Below are 21,393 nucleotides of genomic sequence, written 5' to 3'. Positions count from 1 at the left end.
TTCCTTGTTCAGGGCTGGCGGATCCAGGTCTGGGTGCGCCAGAACGGGCCGATCGAGCCGCGCACCTCCAGCTTGGCGCCGCCTTCGATGGGCGTCAGGCGCAGCGCGTAGACCTTGCCGGATTCGGGGTCGAGGATCTTGCCGCCCTCCCACACCTCCTTGCCTTCGGCCTTCTTCGCGCCGCGGATGATCTCCAGGCCCACCATGGGCTGGTCCTTGCGGTCGTCGCTGCATTCGGTGCAGCGCGCCTGCGGATCGGCCTCCTTGCGCAGCAGCTTCTCGATGCGGCCGCTGAGCTGCCCGCCCTGCTCGCCGATCTGCATCTGCGCCTTGGCTTCGCCGGTCTTGTCGTCCACGCTGTGCCAGCGGCCCACGGGCGTCATCTGCGCCTGTGCGGTCAGGCCGCACAGCAGCAGGGTCAGCGGCAGCAGCTTCATGCCAGCGCGGCGTCGGTGTCCATGAGCACGCGGCTGCCGGCGCGCGCGGTGCGCATCAGCGTGGCGGTCTCGGGGAACAGCTTGGCGAAGTAGAAACGCGCGGTCTGCAGCTTGGCCGTGTAGAACGGGTCGGTGCTGCCGGCCGCGATGGCACGCAGCGATGCCTGCGCCATGCGCGCGAAGAAGTAGCCGAACACCAGGTGGCCGGCCACGCGCAGGTAGTCCACCGCGGCGGCGCCGACCTCGTCGGGGTTCTGCAGACCCTTGAAGCCGATCTCGGTCGTGAACTTGGTCAGTTGCTCGCCCAGCACCGCGATGGGGTTGATGAACTCGGCCATCTTCTCGTTGACGCCCTCCTCCTCCACCAGCGCGCCGACCAGCTTGCCGAACTTGCGCAGCGCCGCGCCCTGGTCGCCCAGCACCTTGCGGCCCAGCAGGTCCAGCGACTGCACGGTGTTCGTGCCCTCGTAGATCATGTTGATGCGGTTGTCCCGCACGAACTGCTCCATGCCCCATTCCTTGATGAAGCCGTGGCCGCCGAAGACCTGCATGCAGGCGTTGGTCGCGGTGTGACCGTTGTCGGTGATGAAGGCCTTGACGATGGGGGTCAGCAGCGCGACGAGTTCGTCGGCGTTCCTGCGCGTCTTCTCGTCGGGGTGGTGGTGGGCCTTGTCGAGCAGCAGCGTGCAGTAGATCTGCAGCGCGCGGCCGCCTTCGGCATAGGCCTTGGCCGTCAGCAGCATCTTGCGCACGTCGGGATGCACGATGATGGGATCGGCCTCCTTGTCCTTGGCCTTGGGGCCGGACAGCGAGCGCATCTGGATGCGGTCCTTGGCATAGGCCAGCGCGTTCTGGTAGGCCACCTCGGTCAGGCCCAGCGACTGGTTGCCCACGCCCAGGCGGGCCGCGTTCATCATCACGAACATGGCCGCCAGGCCCTTGTTGGGCGCGCCGACCAGGGTGCCGATGGCGCCCTCGATGGCGATCTGCGCCGTGGCGTTGCCGTGGATGCCCATCTTGTGCTCCAGGCCCGTGCAGAAGATGGCGTTGCGCTCGCCCAGCGAACCATCCCCCTTCACATGGAACTTGGGCACCACGAACAGGCTGATGCCCTTGCTGCCCTTGGGCGCGTCGGGCAGGCGGGCCAGCACCAGGTGGACGATGTTCTCTGCCATGCCGTGCTCGCCGGCCGAGATGAAGATCTTGTTGCCGGTGATCTTGTACGTGCCGTCGGGCAGCGGCTCGGCCTTGGTGCGCAAGAGGCCGAGGTCGGTGCCGCAATGCGGCTCGGTCAGGCACATGGTGCCGGTCCATTCGCCGCTCGTGAGCTTGGGCAGGTAGGTCTTCTTCTGCTCTTCCGTGCCGTGCGCGGCCAGCGCCTCGTAGGCGCCGTGCGAGAGGCCGGGATACATGGTCCAGGCCTGGTTGGCGCTGTTGAGCATCTCGTACAGGCACTGGTTCACCACGTAGGGCAGGCCCTGGCCGCCGTAGGCCGGGTCGCAGGACAGCGCCGGCCAGCCGCCTTCGACGAACTGCGCATAGGCCTCCTTGAAGCCCTTGGGCGTGGCGACCTCGTGCGTGGCCTGGTCCAGCGTGCAACCCTCGGTGTCGCCACCGATGTTGAGCGGGAAGGTCACCTCGGCGGCGAACTTGCCGGCTTCTTCCAGCACGGCGTTGATGGTGTCGGCATCGACCTCGGCATGGCGCGGCATGGCCTTGAATTCGTCGCTGACGCGCAGCACCTCGTGCAGCAGGAACTGCATGTCGCGCAGGGGGGGCGTGTAGCTGGGCATCTTGTTTTACTCCTTGGTGCGGGAAGGGCGGTTGGTCTTGGGTGCGCGCTTGCGTGCGGCTGTGGGGGAAAGGGGAACGACGGTGGCCGGGCTGCCGTAGCGCGCCAGGATGTGCTCGAAGCCGGCCTCGGCGCGGCGGATGGCACCGGGGTTCTGCAGGAAGCGTTCTTCGTAATGCAGCGCGAGGATCAGGCCGTGGATCTCGAAGGCCATCTGGCGCGCGTCCGTGTCGGCGCGCAGCTCGCCCATGTCCTTGGCCAGGGCCACGGCCTTGTCGAGCGCGCCTAGCCAGGACTTGACGGAGTCGACCAGCGCATCGCGCACCGGACCGGGCCGGTCGTCGAACTCGGCCGCGCCGCTGATGAAGATGCAGCCGGACTGGATCTCCACGGCCACGCGCTGCATCCAATTGCCGAACAGTGCGCGCAGCCTGGGCAGGCCGCGCTCGACCCGCAATGCCGGGAAGAACACCTCCTGTTCGAAGCGCTGGTAGTACTCGCGCACGACGGATATCTGGAGTTCTTCGCGCGAACCGAAGTGCGCGAACACACCGGACTTGCTCATCTGCGTGAGTTCGGCCACGGCGCCGATGGACAGGCCTTCCAGGCCCATCTGCGAGGCCAGGCTCAGCGCGGCATCGACGATGGCGGCCTTGGTCTGGCGGCCCTTGGGCAGCACGCGCACCTTGTCCGAAGCGGGCACGGCCTTCAAAGCAGCGGAAGTTGGACGGGTCATTGTGCAGACAATAAAACGAACGGTCGTGCGATTTTGCCGGCAAAACCACGCAATACAAGCCCCCGGGGCCTGCTTTTTTTTAGGGGTGTTGCGCGCCTACCGCTCGGCCAGGGCCGTGCCGGCGATGGCGCGGCCCACGGCCTCGAACAGCCGGCCGGCAGCGCGCTGCTCGTCGAGTTCGGCGGCGCAGACCGCGACCACGGTCGCGTCGTGCCCGCCGTCCTGCGGCTGCACCACGCCCATGTGGCAGGCACGCTGGTGCTGGGTCCCGGTCTTGTGGATCAGGCGCAGGTTCTTGGGCAGGCCGGCTTCGAGCCGGTAGTTGCCACGCGTCCCGAACTTCATGGCCTGGACCAGTCGCTCGGTGCTGGTCCGAGACAGCAGCTCGCCGCGCACCAGGCGCTCCAGCATGGCACCGTAGCCGACCAGCGTGGCGCTGTTGTGGCCTTCGGCGTAGTAGCCGGCGTAGGCCGCGTCGATGTCGGTGCGCAAGGCATCAGGGGGCAGTTCGAGCGCCCGGCGCACGGCTTCGGCGCGCTGCGGCATGGGCGCGGCCGCCACCTCGACCAGCTGCCTATGGCTGAGCTGGCCAGCCTCGGGGTGCAGCCGCGCATAGACCGCGCGGCGCACCGCCGTGAAGTCGGTCAGCGGGCCGATCTGGCGCGCGCCGAAGGCCTCGGCTGCACTGCGGTTCAGCGTGTCCACGCCCACCACGCGCACCAGCATGTTGGCCGCCGTGTTGTCGCTGTCGCCCAGCATGCGCGCGAGCAGCGTGTCGATGGGGTAGGACTGGCCGACCTTGCTCCAGACCAGTGGGCCGGAGCCGTCGACCTTGTCGGTTTCGCGCAGGGCCACCGCGGTGTCCAGTTGCAGGCGGCCGGCGTCGACCTGCTGCAGCACGGCCACCGCGATCGGCACCTTGGCCGTGGAGCCCAGGTACCAGGATCGGTCGGCACCATGGTCGAAATGGCTGCCGTCGCGCAGCCGCTTCACGTACACACCCAGGCGACCGGGGCTGCCCTGGTCCAGGCGTTCGATCTCGCTGCGCAGGCGCGCCGGCCAGTCGTCGGCGCGTGCCGCATCAAGGGGGGTCAGCGTCGCCAGCAGCAGGCAGAGCAGGCGGACGGACGGCGCAACTCGGCGCATCGGGCACTCCTTGTGTCAACACGCCGGAGCGGCACAGCGCCGCGCCGACCTCGCGCAACGCGCGTTCGGCACGTGCCAGCGACAGCGCGCCGCGCGTGCAGGCCACCACGACCACACGCGTGCCTGCGGCCGGCTGCACGATGCCGGCATCGCAGAAGCGGCCACGTTGGGTGCCGGTCTTGTGGGCGAAGCGCGCCCCCGCAGGCAGGCCTGCGCGGATGCGCTGCGACCCCGTCACCACGCGCTCCATGAGGCCCAGCAGGTAGCGCGTATGCGCGGGTGGCAGCAACCGGCCATCGGCCAGCTGCACCAGCAGTTCACCATAGGCGTCGAGCCGGCCGGCATTGAGGCCGGTGGCGTAGTAGGCGTCGTAGGCCTCGCCCAGCGTGGCCAGGCGGAAATCGGCGACCGGCACCTGCACGAGGCGTGCGAGGTACTGGAGTCGCGCGCTGTCATCGCGCTGTTGGCGCAGCACCAGCAGCTCGCTTCCGGCCAGCCGGTGCGCCGCCGGCACCAGCTGGCCGTAGGTGGCGCGCCGCACCTCGGCCAGCCGCGTGATGGGGCCGAAGCCAGCGGGGGCCACCTCGGCCGTGACGGCATTGACCTGCTCCAGGCCGACCAGCCCGATCAGCATGTCACTGGCCGTGTTGTCGCTGTGGATGACCATCTGCTCGAGCAGGAAGCGGATCGGCAGCGCCGCGCCCACCGCATGGCGGTTGGTGGCACCCGCGCCATCCACATAGTCGTCGGCGCGCAGTGTGACGGGCGTGTCGAGTTGGTAGTCTCCACGCGCGATACCGCGCAGCACGGCGATGGCCACCGGCACCTTCACGGCGGAGGCCAGGTACCAGGACTGCCCGGCCCGGAAGGACGCGCTCTCGCCGCTGGCCAGCGCGCGCACGTAGACGCCGATGCGCGGCCCCTCTGGCATGGCGTCGATGCGCTCCAGCGCGTTGGTCAGCCGTTCCTGCCAAGGCGGCGCGGCTGCGGCCGATACAGCTGATACGCAAAGACACAATGCCAGCAAGCACCTGCGGCCCCAGTGGACGGCGCAGGGGCGGCACTGCATGGCCTCAGGGCTGCTCGTGCTGCTGGCGCGTCGACTGCCACTCACGGTGCTGCTGCCACAGGCGCGCCTCCTCGGCACGCCGCTCCCGGCGCCACCGCACATACCAGACCAGCACCGCGGTCGCGATCCCCGACAGGCCAAGCACCAACACCAGCAAAGACATCGATTCCGAATCTTTCTCGAACAAGGAGCCAGCCACGCGCCGGCAAGATGGCCGCATGATGACACCGGCACATGACGGGTCCAAACCGGCGCGCGTTCTCCCGTGACACGAAAGCCTTTGTCCCGGCAAGGGAACACCGCCGCGGTGGCGGCTCAGGCGGGGTAGATCGCCCCGAGCACGCGCGCGCCGCGCGCACCGGTCACGCTGGCCAGGCTGCCGGTCCGGCCGCGCAGCGTGCGGCTGGCCAGCCAGGCGAAGGCCGCGGCCTCGACCTGCTGCGGTGGCAGGCCCAGGGCCTGGGAAGACACCACCTGCAGCCACGGCAGGCCCGCCTGCAGCCGGCGCATGAGGTCGCCGTTGAAGGCGCCGCCACCGCAGACCGCCAGCCGCGTGGCCTGTGGCGCATGGGCGCGCACCGCATCCACGCAGGTGCCTGCCGTCAGTTCGGCCAGCGTGGCCTGCACGTCGGCCGGCGTCAGGCCCGGGAAGGGCGCGAGCCGCGCCGCAAGCCAGTCCGCATGGAACAGGTCGCGCCCCGTGCTCTTGGGCGGCGGCAGTGCGAAGAAGGGTTCGGCCCGCAGCGCGGCGAGCAGGCCGGCATGCAGCTGGCCGCTTGCGGCCCAGGCACCGTCCGCGTCGTAGGGCTGGCCGCGGTGGCGCTGGCACCAGAGGTCGAGCAGCGCATTGCCGGGGCCGCAGTCGAAGCCCAGCACGGCCGCGTCCTGGCCCAGCGGCGGCAGCACGCTCAGGTTGGAAATGCCACCCAGGTTCAGCACCGCCAGAGCCGCATCCGGCTGGCCGAACTGTGCTTGGTGGAAGGCTGGCACCAGCGGCGCGCCCTGGCCGCCCGCCGCGAGGTCGCGGCTGCGCAGGTCGGCCACCACGGCGATGCCGCAGCGCTCGGCCAGCAGCGAGGGGTTGAGCAACTGCAGCGTGTAGCCCACGCCGTCGACAGCCTGGGGCTGGTGGCGCACGGTCTGGCCGTGGGCACCGATGGCACGCACCTGGGCCGGCGCCAGGCCGGTCTGCTGCAGCAGCCGCTGGACGACCTCGGCATAGGCCAGGGCCACGCCATTGGCCGCCAGCGCCGCGCGGTGCAGTTCGTTGTCGCCGGGGGTGTTCAAGGCCAGCAGCTCGGCGCGCAACGCTGCGTCGAACGGGGCCGCCACATGGGCCAGCACGCGCAGGCCCTGGCCAGCGTCTTCGGCCAGCACGCCGTCCACGCCGTCCAGCGAGGTGCCGGACATCAGGCCGATGAAGCGCTCGGCCATCGGGCTGTGCTTACTGCGCGCTGGCCTGCTGCACCGCGCCGGCCGTCGACAGCTGCTGGCGCATCACGGAAGCCTGGCGTTCGAACGCGGCCTTGGCCGCGGCCGACACGGTGCCGGCCTCGGCCTGCTTGGCCATGACCATCGGATCCTGGTGCTCGCCGTTCACGCGGAACTCGAAGTGCAAGTGCGGGCCGGTGGTCCAACCGGTCATGCCGACCGCGCCGATCTGCGCGCCCTGCTCCACGCGCTCGCCCTTCTTGACGAGGATGCGCGAGAGATGGGCGTAAACGGTCACCATGTCGTTGCGGTGCTTGACATAAATGACGTTGCCGAAGCCGTTCTGCACGCCCGCGAACTCGACCACGCCGTCGCCCACGGTGCGCACCGAGGTGCCTATTGGCGCCGCGTAGTCCACGCCGAGGTGGGCACGCCACTTCTGCAGGATGGGGTGGAAGCGGTTGGCGAAGCCACTGGTCACGCGCGAGAACTCCATCGGCGAGGCCAGGAAGGCGCGGCGCAGGCTCTGGCCGTCCAGGCCGTAGTAGCCGCCCTTCTGGCCGGGCTCCTGGAACCACATGGACTGGTAGACCTTGCCGTTGTTGGCGAACTCGGCGCTCAGCACGCGGCCGGCGCGCAGCACCTCGCCATCGGCCTCCAGCGTCTCGTAGACCACGGAGAAGCGGTCGCCCTTGCGCAGCGCGCTGCGGAAATCGATGTCGCCCGAGAACATCTCGGCGATCTGCGAGGCCACCGATTCCGGCAGGCCGGCGTCGTCGGTCGCGGCGAACAGCGAGGAGGTGATCACGCCGCTGGCCAGTTGGCTGCCGGCCGTGAGCGGTGCCCGTTCGATGCGCGAACTGAAGCCCTGCGGCGTGCGCTCGACCACCAGGCGCTGAAATTCGGTGGCGTCCGCGCTGGCGATCCAGCGCATGGTCAGGCGCTGCAGGCTGTGGTCGTCGGCGGCTTCGGCCGTGACCAGCCGCCCGGCGCGGCCCAGCAGGGTCTGGCGCACGCGCGCATCGCGGCCCAGGTAGGCCACGGCGGCCGTATCGGCGATGCCCAGGCGGTCCAACAGCGAACGCGCGCTGTCGCTCGAGCGCGTGGTCTCGGTGCGGTAGAGGTTGAAGCGGTGCAGGTCCAGCGCCTCGATCTGCGTGTCCAGCGCGAGCGGCGTGACGCTCTGCGTGAGCTGGCGCACGGGCATGTCGGCCATGTCCGGGGCCAGCGAGGCCACGGCAAAGGCGCCGCCGCCGCCGCACAGGAGCACGGCAGCCAGCAAGGCAGTGAGGCGTTTCGGGTGGCGCTGCAGCAAAGGCACAACGGAGTCGAGAACGGTGGCCAGCCCGTTTTTCAAAAGCTTGTCCCCTGAACGAAGGAAGAAACGGAAGCGAACCCGCCGTGGCGGATTGCAGGAGATCGGGTTTTCGTCTTACAGCGCAACCTAAAATTGCACCAAAAAACCGGGCGCAGTATATCGACGTCACCGGCCCGCAACAAATGGATAACCCTAATGGACACGTCTGTAGACAAAACTAACGAAGGCATGCAAGTGTTGAGCGATCGTGTACAGGAAGCCCTTGCGGTGACGCTGCGCGGCTGCGACGAACTCATCCCCCAGGCGGACTGGATCAAGAAGCTGCAGAAGGCGGAGACCAGCGGCCAACCACTGCGCATCAAGCTGGGCCTGGACCCGACCGCGCCGGACATCCACATCGGCCACACCGTGGTGCTGAACAAGATGCGCCAGCTGCAAGATCTGGGCCACACGGTGATCTTCCTGATCGGCGACTTCACGACCACCATCGGCGACCCCTCCGGCCGCAACAGCACGCGCCCGCCGCTCACGCGCGAACAGATCGAGGCCAACGCCCAGACCTACTACAAGCAGGCCAGCCTGGTGCTGGACCCGGCCAAAACCGAGATCCGCTACAACAGCGAGTGGAGCGACCCACTGGGCACGCGCGGCCTGATCCAGCTGGCTGCCAAGTACACAGTGGCGCGCATGATGGAGCGCAACGACTTCCACGACCGCTTCCACGCCGGCACGCCGATCAGCGTGCACGAGTTTTTGTACCCGCTGATGCAGGGCTACGACTCGGTGGCGCTCAAGAGCGACCTGGAGCTCGGGGGCACCGACCAGAAGTTCAACCTGCTCATGGGCCGGCACCTGCAGGCCGAGTACGGCCAGGAGCCGCAGTGCATCCTGACCATGCCGTTGCTCGAAGGGCTGGACGGCGTGGAGAAGATGTCCAAGAGCAAGAACAACTACATCGGCATCTCCGAAGAGCCCAACACCATGTTAGCCAAGGTGCTCTCGATCAGCGACACGCTGATGTGGCGCTGGTACACGCTGCTGTCGTTCAAGAGCGAGGCCGAGATCGCCGCGCTCAAGGCCGAGGTCGCCGGCGGGCGCAACCCCAAGGACGCCAAGGTCGCGCTGGCCAAGGAGATCACGGCACGCTTCCACAGCGCCCAGGCGGCCGATGCGGCCGAGCAGGACTTCATCAACCGCAGCAAGGGCGGCGTGCCCGACGAGATCCCCGAGGTGCAGCTGAGTGGCGCACCCATGGGCATCGGCGCCTTGCTCAAGGCCGCCGGCCTGGCCGCATCGAGCGGCGAGGGCAACCGCCTGATCGACGGCGGCGGCGTGCGCGTGGACTCCAGTGTGGTCAGCGACAAGGGCCTCAAGCTCGCGGCCGGCACTTACGTGGTGCAGGTGGGCAAGCGCAAGTTCGCGCGCGTGACGCTGGGCTGAACGCCCCGCCACCGCGCTCGCCGAGGCCTGCCGTGCTGGACGCCGCGATCGACCCCCAACGCTGGCGCGCACTGGAGCAAGCCTACGTGGACGAGGCCGCGCAGGCCGTGCCCGGAGCCGTGCGGCGCTCCAGCCGGGGTCGCCCCTGGCACGGACTGGTGGTCTGGGAGCAGGCCAGCCCGGTGCAGGACCTGTATGTGCCACCCACGGGCCAGCACTGCATCGTGATCCGGCGGGGCCCTCCGACACGCCTGCTGCAGCAGCATGGCGCGGCAGCGGCCGACTCGGTGTGGCACACGGGGCAGGCCGTGCTGGTGCCCGCGGGCACGCCGACCTTCTGGCGCAGCGAGTTGCCGCGCGACAACCTGCACATCGACCTGTCGCCGGTGTGGCTGGAGCGCGCAGCCGGCGACGCGGGCGCCACGGCACGGCGCCTGCACAGCAGTTTCGGCACCGCCGACCTGCTGCTGCATTCGCTCTCCGAGGTGCTGCACACCTCGCTGGACAGCAACACCTCACTGCAGGCCGGCTTCGGCGACGCCATGGCGATGGGCCTGGCGGTGCATCTGCTCGAGCATTACAGCCATGCCGATGCCGGCCGCCGCCCGGCGGCGCCGCTCAGCGCACGCCAGCTGCGCCAGGTCACCGACCTGGTCGAATCGCGGTTGGATGCGCCCTGGCCGCTGGACACGCTGGCGGCCGCGGTGGGCTTGAGCCCCTTCCACTTCGCGCGCTGCTTCAAGGCCAGCTGCGGCCAGTCGCCCCACCAGTTCGTCACGGCACGCCGCATGCAGCACGCGCGCCACCTGCTGCTGACCGGCCGCCAGTCGGTGCTGGAGATCGCGCAGGAAACGGGCTATGCCTCGGCGGCCCATTTCGCCCAGGTCTTCCGCCGCCACTGGGGCTGCGCGCCCTCCAGCCTGCGGCGCTCCGCCTGAGCGCAAGAATCCGACAGGATTCGCAAGATCCCGGTCGCAGCTGCGCCGGCCGCTGCCGATACTCGCGCCGCCGCGGACACAGCGCGGTGCAACCCGATGGTGGAGACCCATGCATTCACGACGTTCCCTGCTGAGCGCCACGGCAGCCCTGGCGCTCGCCCAGGCAGCCCGGGCCCAGAGCGCCCCGGCCTTCCCCGCACGCCCGCTGACCTGGGTCGTCCCCTACCCGGCCGGAGGCTTCGGTGACGCGCTCTCGCGCCTGCTCGCGCAAAAGCTCGGCGAGGGCCTGGGCCAGACGGTCATCGTGGAGAACAAGCCCGGTGCCGGCGGCCAGATCGGCGCCGCCTACGTGAAGCAGCAACCGGCCGACGGCCACACCCTGCTCTACGGCGACCTGGGCCCGTTTGCCATGAACGCCGGCCTCTACCCCAAGCTCAACTACGACACGCTGAAGGACTTCGCGCCGCTGACGCGCCTGCTCAACGCGCCGCTGCTCGTGGTGGTGCCGGTCAACAGCCCCATCCAGAACTGGGCCGATCTGCTGCGCGCGGCCGCCACGCAGCGCGGCCTCAACTACGGCTCCTACGGCATCGGCAGCCAGCCCCACATCTGGGGCGAAATGCTCAAGCGCCAGACCAAGGGCAATTTCACCCATGTGGCCTACAAGGGCGCCGCGCCGGCGGTGCAGGACCTGATCGGCGGGCAGATCGACATGATGCTGGACGTGGTGGCCAACAGCATCCCCATGGTGCGCGAGCGCAAGCTCAAGGCCGTGGCTCTGGTCGGCGCACGCCGCCGGCTGGCGCAGCTGCCGGACGTGCCGACGCTGACGGAGCTGGGCATGCCCGAGCTGGACGTACCGGGCTGGACCGGTGTCGTCGTGCGCCGCGGCACGCCGCAGCCCGTCGTCGACCGCCTGCACGCGGCCGTCGTGCAGGCCGTGCAATCGCCCGAGGTGGCACAGCGCTACGGCGATCTCGGGCTGACGGTCGCGCCGAGTTCGCAGGCGGAATTCGCCGAACTCATCCGCAGCGAGACGGCCCGCTGGGGCCAGGTGATCCGCGAGGCCCATGTCACGCTCGACTGATCTCTTCGGCCTGGCCGGCCGGGTCGCGCTGGTGACGGGCGCGGCCAGCGGCATCGGCTGGGCCATCGCCAAGCTGCTCGCGCGCCAAGGTGCCGCCGTGGTGCTGGTCGACCGCGACGCACAGGCCTGCGCACAAGCCGCCCGCACGCTGCAGTCCGGTGGCGCGCATGCCCTGGCGCTGGCCTGCGATGTCGGCATCGCCGCCAGCGTGGCCCAGACCGCCGAGGCTGCGCTGCAGTGGAAAGGCCGTGTCGACGTGCTGGTCTGCAACGCCGGCATGCAGGGTCCTGCGGCGCCGCTGGCCCAGGCCAGCGACGACGACTGGCAACGCGTGTTCGACGTCAACCTGCGCGGCGCCGCGCGCTTCGCCGACCGGCTGCTGCCGGCCATGGCACAAGCCGGCGGCGGCAGCGTGGTGCTGATGGCCAGCATCGCCGGCCTGCGCGGCAACGGCCGCATCGGCCTGTACGGGCTCAGCAAGGCGGCGCTGGCGCAGCTGGCGCGCAACCTCGCCGTCGAGTGGGGTCCGCGCGGCGTGCGCGTGAACGCCGTGTCGCCCGGGCTGGTCCGCACCCCGCTGGCGACGCCGCTGCTCGAGGATGCCGCCTTCCTGCAGCGCCGGCTGGCCGCGACGCCGCTGCGCCGCGTCGGCGAGCCGCACGAGGTGGCAGGCGTGGTGGCCATGCTGGCCAGCGCCGCGGGCGCCTTTGTCACCGGACAGAACATCGTCGTCGACGGCGGCACGCTGATTTCGGACGGCAGCTGAGGCTGCCACTTCACTCCAATTGCTCATGAAACTTGCCACTTTGCGCAACGGCACGCCCGACGGGCGCCTGGTCGTCGTCTCGCGCGACCTGCAACAGGCCGTGCCGGCCGACGCCATCGCCCCGCATCTGCTGCAGGCACTGGCCGACTGGCCGGACGCCGCGCCCCGGCTCGCGCAGCTGTCCGACCAGCTGAACGCGGGCCTGGCGCCGGATGCCATCCCGTTCGTGCCCGCGGACTGCATGGCGCCGCTGCCGCGCAGCTTCCAGTGGTGCGACGGCTCGGCCTTCCTGAACCACGGCCGCCTGATGGAGCGCGCCTTCGGCACGCCACCGATCCCGCAGTTCGACACCGTGCCGGTGATGTACCAGGGCGCTGCCGACGATTTCCTCGGGCCTTGCGAGGACGTGCCCCTGCCCGACGAAGCCCTGGGCATCGACTTCGAAGGCGAGTTCGGCGTCATCGTCGGCCCCGTTCCGATGGGCGTCACACCGGCCGCCGCGCTCGGCGCCGTCCGGTTGCTCGTGCAGCTGAACGACTGGAGCCTGCGCGCGCTGGGCCCGCGCGAGATGCAATCGGGCTTCGGCTTCCTGCAGGCCAAGCCGTCCACGAGCTTCGCGCCGGTGGCCGTGACGCCCGACGAACTGGGCCCGCACTGGCAGGATGGCCGCGTGCACCTGGAACTGGAGGTCCACTGGAACGGCGAGGCTTTCGGGCATCCGCACGGCGCGGAGATGAACTTCCACTTCGGCGAACTGATCGCGCATGCGGCACGCACGCGTCGCCTGTCGGCGGGCACGCTGATCGGCTCGGGCACGGTCTCGAACGCCGGCCGCGACGTCGGCTCCACCTGCATCGCGGAGCGCCGCGTGATCGAGATGCTGGAGCATGGCGCGCCGCGCACCGGCTTCATGCGCTTCGGCGACCGCGTGCGCATGCGCGCGCGCACGGCGCCCGGCGACCAGGCGCCGTTCGGCGTGATCGACCAGCGGGTCGTGCTGGCCGCACCGGTGGCAGACGTGGCAGACGGGACCGGTCGCCCATGAAGCGCGTGCTGGTCACGGGGGCCGGCGGCTTCGTCGGGCAGGGCCTGGTCCAGCGCCTGCTGCTGCAGCCCGGGCTCGAACAACTGGTCGCCGTCGACCGGCAACTGGATGCGCACGCATTGCCCTGGCTGCGCGACCGGCGCGTGCGCGCCGTGGCCGGCGACTTCGCCGCGCCAGCCACGCTGCAGCAGGCGCTGGCCCAGCCGCCCGATGGCGTGTTCCATCTCGCCAGCTTGCCGGGCAGCCGCGCCGAAGCCCTGCCCGATGGCGGCATGGCCGTGAACCTGTTGGCCACGGCCGAACTGTGGCAGCGGCTCGCGGCGCTGCCCGGCCCACCGGCGCGCGTGGTGTTCGCGAGCTCGATCGCCGTCTATGGCGCGCTGCCTTTCGACCAGGCCATGCACGAGGACCAGCCCACCCGGCCGCTGCTGAGCTATGGCGCGCACAAGCGCATGGCCGAGATCCTGCTGGCCGACCTCAGCCGGCGCGGCGGGGTCGACGGCCTCTCCTTGCGCCTGCCCGGCATCGTCGCCCGGCCGCCATCGCCGACCGGCCACGGCTCGGCCTTCATGAGCGACCTGTTGCACCGGCTCAGCGCAGGCGAAGCCTATGTCTGCCCCGTCGGACCCGACGCGCGCGCCTGGTGGATGAGCCTGCCGTGCTGCGTCAACAACCTGGTGCACGCCGCCGCCATTCCGCCGGCGCGGCTGGCGAGCGCCCGTGTGGTGCAGCTGCCCGCGCTGACGGCCACGGTCGGCGAGGTGGTCCAGGCCATCGCACAGCGGCACGGCGCACGCGCCGGCCGCGTCGACTACCGGCCGGATGCGCAGACCGAGCAGCACTTCGGCCGCTTTCCGGTGCTGCATGCGCCGCAGGCCGAGGCGCTGGGTTTCCGCCACGACGGCGCGCTCGACGCCCTGCTGCGCAGGGCCGTGCCCTGACACCCTGCGCAGCGCGCGCGGCCCGGCCACCGTCTCCAGAAACGCGGCGCGGGTGCCTGCCGCGGATGGCGGGACCTCAGCCGAAGACCATGGCGCGGTGCATCGCGGCCCCGGCCAGGCTGCCTGCGGCCGCGGCCTGCGCGGCATTGCTCCAGGCCGTGGCCGCGTCGCCTGCCGCGAACACGCCCGGCACCGAGGTCTGGCCCATCTCCACGCGGATGAAGGACCCGGCCGGCGCGGTCTCGAACGCGCAGCCCAGCTGTTCGGCCAGCGGGCTGGCCATCACCACGGTAGGCGCGAGGAACAGGCCGCGCAGCGGCACCACGCGCCCGGCCAGCCGCACGCCGGCCAGCGCCGTGCCCTCGCCTTCGAGCGCCAGCACCTTGCCCGGCTCGACCGCCACGCCCAGCGCCGCCATGTGGGCACGCTCGTCGTCGCTGACCGTGTGGCCGTCGAGGAACAGCGTGGTCGGCCCCCACTCTGCGATCAGCTGGGCCTGGTGCAGCGAGAGCGGCATGCGGTAGAGCACGCCCAGCGGCTGGCGGTCGAACTCGTAGCCATGGCAGTAGGGACAGTGGGCGACGCTCTGGCCCCAGCGCTCGGCCAGGCCCGGCAGTTCGGGCAGCAGGTCGCGCACGCCCGTGGCCAGCAACAGCCGCCGGCCCACGAGCCGCTCGCCGTTGTCCAGCGCCAGCGCGAAGCCTTCGCCCTGCGGCGCCGCCTCGGTGGCCTGCGCGGCGATGAAGCGCACACTCGGATAGGCCAGCAGCTGCGCGCGCGCCTGCGCCATGAGCTCCAGTGGTGCCCGGCCGTCGTGGCCGAAGAAGCCGTGCGAGGCCTGGGCGAAGCGGTTGCGCGGGGCGCCCGCGTCCACCACGCAAACCTGGCGGCGCGCCCGTGCGAGTTGCAGGGCGGCCGAGATGCCGGCGAAGCTGCCGCCGACGACGAGGGCGTCAATGTCCATGTCCGATCTCCTCTGAAACACCATGGGGCTGCCGGCCGCTGGCCAGCATGCGGCGGTGGAAATCGGCCGAGAGCTGGGCCAGCGTGACCTCGCCCAGGCGCGCGAGCAGCAGCGCCTCGGCCTGCTGGTAGGCGCCCTGCAGGGCGGTGTTGACGGCCTGTTCCACCAGGCATTCGGGGTTGTCGCTGCGGTGGCCGACGGCCAGCAATGCCGGCGCGCCCACCGCTTCATGGATGTCGCGCAACGTGATGCGCTCCAGGGGGCAGCACAGCACCCAGCCGCCGCCATGGCCCTTGGCCGAGGCGACGAAGCCGGCCTCGCGCAGGCCGGCCATCAGGCGGCGCACCACCACCGGGTTGGTGGACATGGCGCGCGCCAGCGTTTCCGATGTGGCCGGCCCCGGCATCTCGGCCATGTGCAACAGGGCGTGCAGCACGCCCGACAGTCGGCTGTCCTTGTTCATGCAACATTATGAGTTGCATGAAATGAAGAACGCCGGCCGCGGGCGCAATGCCCCCGGCCGGCGCAGGCCTACAGCATCAGCGACGCTCGGCCACGACCTTGTCCGCCACCTCGCGCGGCGCCTGCGCGTAGTGCTTGAACTCCATGCTGTAGGTCGCACGGCCCTGGCTCAGCGAGCGCAGCGTGGTCGAGTAGCCGAACATCTCCGCCAGCGGCACCTCGGCCCGCACGATCTTGCCGCCGCCGCCCGGGATGTCCTCCATGCCCTGCACCATGCCGCGCCGCGAGGACAGATCGCCCATCACGTTGCCCATGAAGTCCTCGGGCGTCTCCACCTCCACGGCCATCATGGGCTCCAGCAGCACCGGCGTGGCACGCCGCATGCCCTCGCGGAAGGCCATGCTGCCGGCCATGCGGAACGCGTTCTCGTTCGAGTCCACGTCGTGGTAGGAGCCGAAGGTCAGCGTCACCTTGACGTCGACCACCGGGTAGCCCGCCAGCACGCCGGCCTTGAGCGCCTCCTGCACGCCCTTGTTCACCGCAGGGATGAACTCGCGCGGCACCACGCCGCCCTTGATGGCGTCCACGAACTCGAAGCCCTTGCCTTCCTCCTGCGGCTCCAGCTTGAGCACCACGTGCCCGTACTGGCCCTTGCCGCCGGACTGCTTGACGAACTTGCCTTCCACGTCTTCCACGGGCTTGCGGATCGCCTCGCGGTAGGCCACCTGGGGCTTACCCACGTTGGCCGACACGCCGAACTCGCGCAGCATGCGGTCGACCAGGATCTCCAGGTGCAGCTCGCCCATGCCGGAGATGATGGTCTGGCCCGATTCCTCGTCGGTGCGCACGCGGAAGGACGGATCCTCCTGCGCCAGGCGCGACAAGGCCACGCCCATCTTCTCCTGGTCGGCCTGGGTCTTGGGCTCCACGGCCTGCGAGATCACCGGCTCGGGGAACACCATGCGTTCGAGCAGCACCACCTTGGACGGATCGGACAGCGTGTCGCCCGTGGTCACGTCCTTGAGCCCCACGGCCGCGGCGATGTCGCCGGCGTAGACCGTGTCGATCTCCTGCCGGGTGTTGGCGTGCATCTGCACGATGCGGCCCAGCCGCTCGCGCTTGCCCTTGACGGTGTTGTAGATCGTGTCGCCCGACTTGACCGTGCCCGAGTAGACGCGGAAGAACACCAACTGGCCCACGAACGGGTCCGTCATGATCTTGAAGGCGAGCGCCGAGAACGGCTCGGCATCGGAGGGATGGCGCTCCACGGTCTTCTCATGGTCGTGCTCGTCGTGGCCCAGGATCGCGGGAATGTCCAGCGGCGAGGGCAGGTAGTCGACGACCGCGTCCAGCATGGCCTGCACGCCCTTGTTCTTGAAGGCGCTGCCGGCCAGCATGGGCACGATCTCGCCGGCGATGGTGCGCTGGCGCAGGGCGGCCTTGATCTCCTCCTCGGTCAGGGCCTGGCCGTTGAGGTATTTGTCGAGCAGCGTCTCGTTGGCCTCGGCCGCGGCCTCGACCATCTTCTCGCGCCAGGTGTTCGCCAGCTCGACCAGCTCGGCCGGGATGTCGGCATACGTGAAGCGCACGCCCTGGCTCGCATCGTCCCAGACGATGGCCTTCATCTTGACGAGGTCGACCACGCCCTGGAAGTGCTCTTCGGCACCCACAGGGATCTGGATCGGCACGGCGTTGCCCTTCAGGCGATCGGCGATCTGCTTCTGCACACGGAAGAAGTCCGCGCCCACGCGGTCCATCTTGTTGACGAAGGCCAGGCGCGGCACCTTGTACTTGTTGGCCTGGCGCCAGACCGTCTCGGACTGCGGCTGCACGCCGCCCACGGCGTCGTAGACCATCACGGCGCCGTCGAGCACGCGCATGCTGCGCTCGACCTCGATCGTGAAGTCCACGTGGCCGGGCGTGTCGATGATGTTGATGCGGTGCTCCACACCCGTGCCGGCCATGCCCTTCCAGAAGGCGGTGGTGGCGGCCGAGGTGATGGTGATGCCGCGTTCCTGCTCCTGCTCCATCCAGTCCATGGTGGCGGCGCCGTCGTGCACCTCGCCGAGCTTGTGGTTCACGCCTGTGTAGAACAGGATGCGCTCGGTGGTCGTGGTCTTGCCGGCATCGATGTGGGCACTGATGCCGATGTTGCGGACGTTCTGGATCGGTGTTTTGCGGGACATGGTGACAACTCACTGGAAGGAGCCGGCCCGCATGAAAAAGAAAGCGGCCGGCCCAGGAACAGGGGCGAGCCGCGCGCGCACGGCTCAGGGGTGGGTGAATGCGAGGGTGCGTGCGACTTGGTACATCGGAATCTCCACGAAGGAAGGGGCGACTTTAGACCAAACGAGGTGATGGCGCTTGCCGCGAATTCAAGGGCCCAGGCGCTGCGCCGCTTCCTGCAGTGCCTGGCGCAACGCCTCGGCGCGCGTCTGCAGGGTCTCCAGCCGCATGCCCAGCGTCACGGCCATGGGCGGCTGGCCCGGCAACTCGGGCAGCAGCACGGCCACCGTGGCGAAGCCGGTGCGCGGGTAGTCGCGCGTCTCGGCCCAACCCTGCAGGCGGCAGCGCCGCACCTCGTCCAGCAACGCCGCCACATCGGCCCGGTGCTCCGGCTCGGCCTGCGCGTTGGCGGCGCGCGCGATGCGCTGCACGTCGCGGTCGGTCTCGCGCGTGAGCAGCATCTTGCCGACCGAGGACTGGCAGACCGGCCGCATCACGCCGACCGGAAACTTGAGCCCATTGGCCCGCAGGCTGGGCAGCGACAGGATGAAGCGCACGTGCACGCCCTGGCGCAGCCCGACCATCACGGTCTGCCCCGTGCGCAGGCGCAGCGTGTTCATGCTGGACAGCAGGCTGCCCTGGCCGAACAGGTCGTCGTGCATCCAGGTGCCCAGCAGCATCACGCGCAGCGTGGGGCGGAACTCGCGCGTGGCCGCGTCCTGCTGCAGGTAGCCCAGACGCTCCAGGCTGCGCAGCAGCACCGAGGTGCTGGACAGCGGGTAGTCCAGCGCCTCGGCCACAGCTGACACGGAGGCCGGGCCTCGGCGCTCGGCGAACAGTTCCAGCACCTCCAGCACGCGGCGGGCCGACTTGATCGTGGCAGGCGTCTTCTCGTCCATGGTGGCCAGTGTCCCTGCATGCGGGTGAACCCGGAGCCAGACTTCACATATGTGAAGCGTTGCAGCGGCCGCGAATCCTACAGTTTCCGGACCCCACGAAGGAGACCGCCCGATGATCCCCCGCAACTGCTGGTACGTGGCCGCCATGGCGCACGAACTGCTTCCCGGCGCGTTGTTCCCGCGCACGCTGCTCGACACGCCGGTACTGCTGTTCCGGCGCCAGGACGGCAGCGCCGCCGCCATCGAAGACCGCTGCAGCCACCGCCGCGTGGCGCTGCACCTGGGCCGCCTGGTCGGCGACCGCGTGCAGTGCGGCTACCACGGCCTGGAGTTCGACGGCAGCGGCACCTGCGTGCGCATCCCGAACCAGGAGCGCATCCCGCCCAAGGCCTGCGTGCGCGCCTTCGCACTGGTCGAGCGCGACGGCTTCCTGTGGATCTGGATGGGCGAACAGGCGCTGGCCGACGCAGCCCTGGTGCCCGACTACGCCGAGATCTGCAGCGACCCGGCCTACGTGGGCCGCCGCTCGGACGCCATGCACGTGGCCGCGCCCTACACCTACAACCTGGAGAACGTGCTGGACCTCTCGCACGTCTCCTACGTGCACCGCCAGACCGTGGGCACGCCGTTGGTGGCCGAAACCCGGCCCGAGACCACCGTGCGCGGCGACACCGTCGTGGTGCGGCGAGCCTGGGACCGCATCGACGCGCCGCCGGTGTTCCGCCGCCTGTTCGGCTGGGACCAGGTCAAGCGCACCCAGACCATCCACTTCTGGCCCGGCGCCAACATCCGGCTGGACATCACTTCCGAGCCCGTCGGCAACACCGACCCGGCCCTGGTGCGCCGCATCCGCGTGGTCGGCCCCTGCACGCCGCAGACGCGAGGGTCGCACTTCAAGTTCTCCACCATGTACCGCGATTTCGCGCAGCAGGACACGGCCATCACCGCGCAGCTGGCCGACGCCTTTGCCGTCACGCTGAACGAGGACAAGGTGCTCATGGAAGACCAGTGGCGCAACGCCTGCACCGACGGGCCGGACGCGCCGATGTTCGACATCGCCGTCGACCAGGCGCCGCTGGCCACGCGCCGCATCCTCGCGCGCCTGGCCCAGGCCGAAGCGCACTGAACCACACCGCTCCACGACCACCATGTTCAATACTTCCCGACGCGTCCTGCTGCAGACCGCCCTGTGCACGGCCCTGCCGCTGGCCCTCGCCTCTCACGCCGCGGCCTGGCCGACCAAGCCCGTCACCATCGTCGTGCCCTACCCGGCCGGCGGCTCGGCCGACGCCATGGTCCGCCCCATCGCCGAGAAGCTGTCCCGCCTGTGGGGCCAGCCCGTGGTGGTGGACAACCGCACCGGCGCCAACGGCATCATCGCCACCCAGCTCGTGATGCGCGCCGAACCCGACGGCCACACCGTGCTGCTGCACCTGACGGGCTTCATCCAGAACGCGAGCCTGCTGCTGCGGCGTCGCCGCCGGGCGGCATGGCGTGGCATCACGGCCTCACGCAGAACCTCACCACGACTCATGCCACGTCGAAAATCTTGACACCCCCTCATCAGAAACACCCGCAGAATTCACAAACGCCTTTGTTTTCATTGAAATTTTCATGCAAGGCATGCTAGTTGCTGAATATTTCACACCAACCTCGTTGGGCCGCTTTCATCCCCGATTCACCGCCTGAAGGAAACGTCATGACCCTGACCCGCTTCAAACTTGGCCACCTCGGCCTCGCCGCAGCAGCCCTGTTCGCTGCTTCCGCCGCTTCCGCCGCCCCGATCACCAACTGGGACTACACCGTCACCAGCTGGTTCAGCAACGGCGCGAACGCACCCGCAGCCAATTCGTCCGGCGGCGGCGTCGGCTTCACGGCTGGTGACGGCGTGACCAAGTTCGTGCCGTCCGGCACGACCGCAGGCGCCCCGGCCAACGCGAACTCCGCCTGGAGCATCTCGCCGCTGGAACTGAGCTGGGGCCGCAGCAGCGGCACGATCGCTGCCGGCACGCGCAGCGGTCTGGGCATCACGGAAGCCACTGGCACCGCAGGCACCACCTCCACGAGCGCAGGCTTCACCTCTGGCAATGTCGTGACCGGTGGCGGCTACGAAGCTGCCAACGCTTACACCCACTACAACCGCGGCAATATCGGCGCCAACAGCTGGACGCTGCAATCGACCGTGATCGATGCCCAACTGGTGCTGACGGCTGATGGCGGCGTGCCGGTCATCCCGTTCGTCGCGAACTACCAGATCCGTTTCGTTGAAACGCCGAATACCGCAGCAAATTGCCCCACGGCACTGACCGACGCTGCAGTTTGCAGCGACATCTTCGTGCTCGACGGCCTGCTGGGTCAAAGCTTCAACTACGGTGGCTACAAGTACACCTTCGACTTCACCGCCACCGGCAACTTCGGCGAGCTGCTGCCCGCCCAATGTGCACTGGCAGGCGTGGCCGCTGGTTGCATCGGCTTCTCGACCCCCGAAGGCGTGGACTACAGCACGAACTTCCAGTTCCGCATCAAGGCTGAAGAAATCCCTGAGCCGGGTTCCATCGCCCTGCTGGGCGCTGGCCTGCTGGGCCTGGCCGGCATCCGTCGCCGCCAACAAAAGAACAAGGCCTGATTTTTCAGCCTTGCTCCCAAAACCCCGCCCAGGCGGGGTTTTTTTATGGGGTCGACAGTTGCCACAGTAG

21 protein-coding genes are annotated in these 21,393 nt (G+C 69.7%); 9 read left to right on the top strand and 12 right to left on the bottom strand.

Annotated elements, in window-relative coordinates; genetic code table 11:
* Nucleotides 1–8: 8 nt before the first annotated feature.
* The 8 genes from ASF45_RS15155 to ASF45_RS15125 form a co-directional block, all read right to left on the bottom strand.
* Nucleotides 9–437 carry a DUF2147 domain-containing protein gene (locus ASF45_RS15155; RefSeq protein ID WP_056663899.1) on the bottom strand — a complete coding sequence of 143 codons (429 nt, stop codon included), beginning with the start codon at nucleotides 435–437 and terminating at the stop codon, nucleotides 9–11.
* Nucleotides 434–2,230: an acyl-CoA dehydrogenase C-terminal domain-containing protein gene (locus tag ASF45_RS15150; protein WP_056663895.1), complete on the bottom strand. Its 1,797-nt coding sequence runs from the start codon at nucleotides 2,228–2,230 to the stop codon at nucleotides 434–436. Before ASF45_RS15150 ends, ASF45_RS15155 begins: the two co-directional genes overlap by 4 nt.
* Nucleotides 2,231–2,236: 6 nt before the next feature.
* Nucleotides 2,237–2,965 carry a TetR/AcrR family transcriptional regulator gene (locus ASF45_RS15145; protein ID WP_056663892.1) on the bottom strand — a complete coding sequence of 243 codons (729 nt, stop codon included), beginning with the start codon at nucleotides 2,963–2,965 and terminating at the stop codon, nucleotides 2,237–2,239.
* A 96-nt stretch (nucleotides 2,966–3,061) separates the two neighbouring features.
* On the bottom strand, nucleotides 3,062–4,111 hold the full coding sequence (locus ASF45_RS15140; protein ID WP_056663889.1) for a serine hydrolase: 1,050 nt from the start codon (nucleotides 4,109–4,111) through the stop codon (nucleotides 3,062–3,064).
* Nucleotides 4,047–5,042 (bottom strand): serine hydrolase, encoded by a 996-nt coding sequence (locus ASF45_RS34565; RefSeq protein WP_235580925.1) that lies wholly within the window; start codon nucleotides 5,040–5,042, stop codon nucleotides 4,047–4,049. The genes ASF45_RS15140 and ASF45_RS34565 overlap by 65 nt, the downstream gene beginning before the upstream one ends.
* A gap of 142 nt (nucleotides 5,043–5,184) precedes the next feature.
* Nucleotides 5,185–5,367, bottom strand: coding sequence for a hypothetical protein (locus ASF45_RS35320; RefSeq protein WP_156473017.1), 183 nt, complete (start codon nucleotides 5,365–5,367; stop codon nucleotides 5,185–5,187).
* A 128-nt stretch (nucleotides 5,368–5,495) separates the two neighbouring features.
* On the bottom strand, nucleotides 5,496–6,614 hold the full coding sequence (locus ASF45_RS15130) for an anhydro-N-acetylmuramic acid kinase (protein WP_056663886.1): 1,119 nt from the start codon (nucleotides 6,612–6,614) through the stop codon (nucleotides 5,496–5,498).
* 10 nt (nucleotides 6,615–6,624) lie between these two features.
* Nucleotides 6,625–7,968: a M23 family metallopeptidase gene (locus ASF45_RS15125; RefSeq protein WP_056663883.1), complete on the bottom strand. Its 1,344-nt coding sequence runs from the start codon at nucleotides 7,966–7,968 to the stop codon at nucleotides 6,625–6,627.
* A gap of 198 nt (nucleotides 7,969–8,166) precedes the next feature.
* Here ASF45_RS15125 and tyrS point away from each other — a divergent pair, with 198 nt between their 5' ends.
* The 6 genes from tyrS to ASF45_RS15095 all read left to right on the top strand — a co-directional run bounded on the left by tyrS (nucleotide 8,167) and on the right by ASF45_RS15095 (nucleotide 14,146).
* Nucleotides 8,167–9,369 carry a tyrosine--tRNA ligase gene (tyrS, locus tag ASF45_RS15120; protein ID WP_369802139.1) on the top strand — a complete coding sequence of 401 codons (1,203 nt, stop codon included), beginning with the start codon at nucleotides 8,167–8,169 and terminating at the stop codon, nucleotides 9,367–9,369.
* Between the two features lie 32 nt (nucleotides 9,370–9,401).
* On the top strand, nucleotides 9,402–10,307 hold the full coding sequence (locus ASF45_RS15115) for a helix-turn-helix domain-containing protein (protein ID WP_056663878.1): 906 nt from the start codon (nucleotides 9,402–9,404) through the stop codon (nucleotides 10,305–10,307).
* A 109-nt stretch (nucleotides 10,308–10,416) separates the two neighbouring features.
* A complete protein-coding gene (locus ASF45_RS15110) occupies nucleotides 10,417–11,394 on the top strand; it encodes a tripartite tricarboxylate transporter substrate binding protein (RefSeq protein WP_056663876.1) in 978 nt (325 codons plus the stop codon).
* The gene (locus ASF45_RS15105; protein WP_056663872.1) at nucleotides 11,378–12,160 is read left to right on the top strand and encodes an SDR family NAD(P)-dependent oxidoreductase; all 783 of its coding nucleotides are present in this window, start codon (nucleotides 11,378–11,380) and stop codon (nucleotides 12,158–12,160) included. The genes ASF45_RS15110 and ASF45_RS15105 overlap by 17 nt, the downstream gene beginning before the upstream one ends.
* A 25-nt stretch (nucleotides 12,161–12,185) precedes the next feature.
* Nucleotides 12,186–13,205: a fumarylacetoacetate hydrolase family protein gene (locus ASF45_RS15100; protein ID WP_056663869.1), complete on the top strand. Its 1,020-nt coding sequence runs from the start codon at nucleotides 12,186–12,188 to the stop codon at nucleotides 13,203–13,205.
* On the top strand, nucleotides 13,202–14,146 hold the full coding sequence (locus ASF45_RS15095) for an NAD-dependent epimerase/dehydratase family protein (RefSeq protein WP_056663866.1): 945 nt from the start codon (nucleotides 13,202–13,204) through the stop codon (nucleotides 14,144–14,146). Before ASF45_RS15100 ends, ASF45_RS15095 begins: the two co-directional genes overlap by 4 nt.
* Before the next feature lie 76 nt (nucleotides 14,147–14,222).
* On the opposite strand, the gene ASF45_RS15090 is transcribed toward ASF45_RS15095, so the two are convergent.
* The 4 genes from ASF45_RS15090 to ASF45_RS15075 form a co-directional block, all read right to left on the bottom strand.
* Nucleotides 14,223–15,110, bottom strand: coding sequence for an NAD(P)/FAD-dependent oxidoreductase (locus ASF45_RS15090; RefSeq protein ID WP_056663862.1), 888 nt, complete (start codon nucleotides 15,108–15,110; stop codon nucleotides 14,223–14,225).
* The gene (locus ASF45_RS15085) at nucleotides 15,100–15,573 is read right to left on the bottom strand and encodes an Rrf2 family transcriptional regulator (RefSeq protein ID WP_056663859.1); all 474 of its coding nucleotides are present in this window, start codon (nucleotides 15,571–15,573) and stop codon (nucleotides 15,100–15,102) included. The genes ASF45_RS15090 and ASF45_RS15085 overlap by 11 nt, the downstream gene beginning before the upstream one ends.
* Nucleotides 15,574–15,649: 76 nt before the next feature.
* A complete protein-coding gene (gene fusA / locus ASF45_RS15080; protein ID WP_056663857.1) occupies nucleotides 15,650–17,758 on the bottom strand; it encodes an elongation factor G in 2,109 nt (702 codons plus the stop codon).
* A gap of 189 nt (nucleotides 17,759–17,947) precedes the next feature.
* Nucleotides 17,948–18,697 carry an IclR family transcriptional regulator gene (locus ASF45_RS15075; protein WP_056663855.1) on the bottom strand — a complete coding sequence of 250 codons (750 nt, stop codon included), beginning with the start codon at nucleotides 18,695–18,697 and terminating at the stop codon, nucleotides 17,948–17,950.
* 112 nt (nucleotides 18,698–18,809) lie between these two features.
* On the opposite strand from ASF45_RS15075, the gene ASF45_RS15070 reads away from it, so the two are divergent.
* The 3 genes from ASF45_RS15070 to ASF45_RS15060 all read left to right on the top strand — a co-directional run bounded on the left by ASF45_RS15070 (nucleotide 18,810) and on the right by ASF45_RS15060 (nucleotide 21,323).
* Nucleotides 18,810–19,823 (top strand): aromatic ring-hydroxylating dioxygenase subunit alpha, encoded by a 1,014-nt coding sequence (locus tag ASF45_RS15070; RefSeq protein WP_056663851.1) that lies wholly within the window; start codon nucleotides 18,810–18,812, stop codon nucleotides 19,821–19,823.
* A gap of 22 nt (nucleotides 19,824–19,845) precedes the next feature.
* Nucleotides 19,846–20,250 (top strand): tripartite tricarboxylate transporter substrate binding protein, encoded by a 405-nt coding sequence (locus ASF45_RS15065; RefSeq protein ID WP_056663848.1) that lies wholly within the window; start codon nucleotides 19,846–19,848, stop codon nucleotides 20,248–20,250.
* Nucleotides 20,251–20,396: 146 nt separating this feature from the next.
* On the top strand, nucleotides 20,397–21,323 hold the full coding sequence (locus tag ASF45_RS15060) for a THxN family PEP-CTERM protein (RefSeq protein ID WP_056663844.1): 927 nt from the start codon (nucleotides 20,397–20,399) through the stop codon (nucleotides 21,321–21,323).
* The last annotated feature ends 70 nt before the right edge of the window (nucleotides 21,324–21,393 follow it).

This window comes from Pseudorhodoferax sp. Leaf265, from assembly GCF_001422365.1.
Lineage (GTDB): Bacteria > Pseudomonadota > Gammaproteobacteria > Burkholderiales > Burkholderiaceae_C > Pseudorhodoferax.
This window is presented reverse-complemented; position numbering and strand designations above follow the sequence as displayed.

Coding starts and splice junctions, on each gene's coding strand:
- ASF45_RS15075 (WP_056663855.1), bottom strand. CDS start 18,697: ATGGACGAGAAGACGCCTGCCACGATCAAGTCGGCCCGCCGCGTGCTG.
- ASF45_RS15090 (WP_056663862.1), bottom strand. CDS start 15,110: ATGGACATTGACGCCCTCGTCGTCGGCGGCAGCTTCGCCGGCATCTCG.
- ASF45_RS15140 (WP_056663889.1), bottom strand. CDS start 4,111: ATGCGCCGAGTTGCGCCGTCCGTCCGCCTGCTCTGCCTGCTGCTGGCG.
- ASF45_RS15060 (WP_056663844.1), top strand. CDS start 20,397: ATGACCCTGACCCGCTTCAAACTTGGCCACCTCGGCCTCGCCGCAGCA.
- ASF45_RS15095 (WP_056663866.1), top strand. CDS start 13,202: ATGAAGCGCGTGCTGGTCACGGGGGCCGGCGGCTTCGTCGGGCAGGGC.
- ASF45_RS15110 (WP_056663876.1), top strand. CDS start 10,417: ATGCATTCACGACGTTCCCTGCTGAGCGCCACGGCAGCCCTGGCGCTC.
- ASF45_RS15085 (WP_056663859.1), bottom strand. CDS start 15,573: ATGAACAAGGACAGCCGACTGTCGGGCGTGCTGCACGCCCTGTTGCAC.
- ASF45_RS15065 (WP_056663848.1), top strand. CDS start 19,846: ATGTTCAATACTTCCCGACGCGTCCTGCTGCAGACCGCCCTGTGCACG.
- ASF45_RS15105 (WP_056663872.1), top strand. CDS start 11,378: ATGTCACGCTCGACTGATCTCTTCGGCCTGGCCGGCCGGGTCGCGCTG.
- ASF45_RS15155 (WP_056663899.1), bottom strand. CDS start 437: ATGAAGCTGCTGCCGCTGACCCTGCTGCTGTGCGGCCTGACCGCACAG.
- ASF45_RS15070 (WP_056663851.1), top strand. CDS start 18,810: ATGATCCCCCGCAACTGCTGGTACGTGGCCGCCATGGCGCACGAACTG.
- ASF45_RS15130 (WP_056663886.1), bottom strand. CDS start 6,614: ATGGCCGAGCGCTTCATCGGCCTGATGTCCGGCACCTCGCTGGACGGC.
- ASF45_RS15150 (WP_056663895.1), bottom strand. CDS start 2,230: ATGCCCAGCTACACGCCCCCCCTGCGCGACATGCAGTTCCTGCTGCAC.
- ASF45_RS15145 (WP_056663892.1), bottom strand. CDS start 2,965: ATGACCCGTCCAACTTCCGCTGCTTTGAAGGCCGTGCCCGCTTCGGAC.
- ASF45_RS15100 (WP_056663869.1), top strand. CDS start 12,186: ATGAAACTTGCCACTTTGCGCAACGGCACGCCCGACGGGCGCCTGGTC.
- ASF45_RS34565 (WP_235580925.1), bottom strand. CDS start 5,042: ATGCCAGAGGGGCCGCGCATCGGCGTCTACGTGCGCGCGCTGGCCAGC.
- fusA (WP_056663857.1), bottom strand. CDS start 17,758: ATGTCCCGCAAAACACCGATCCAGAACGTCCGCAACATCGGCATCAGT.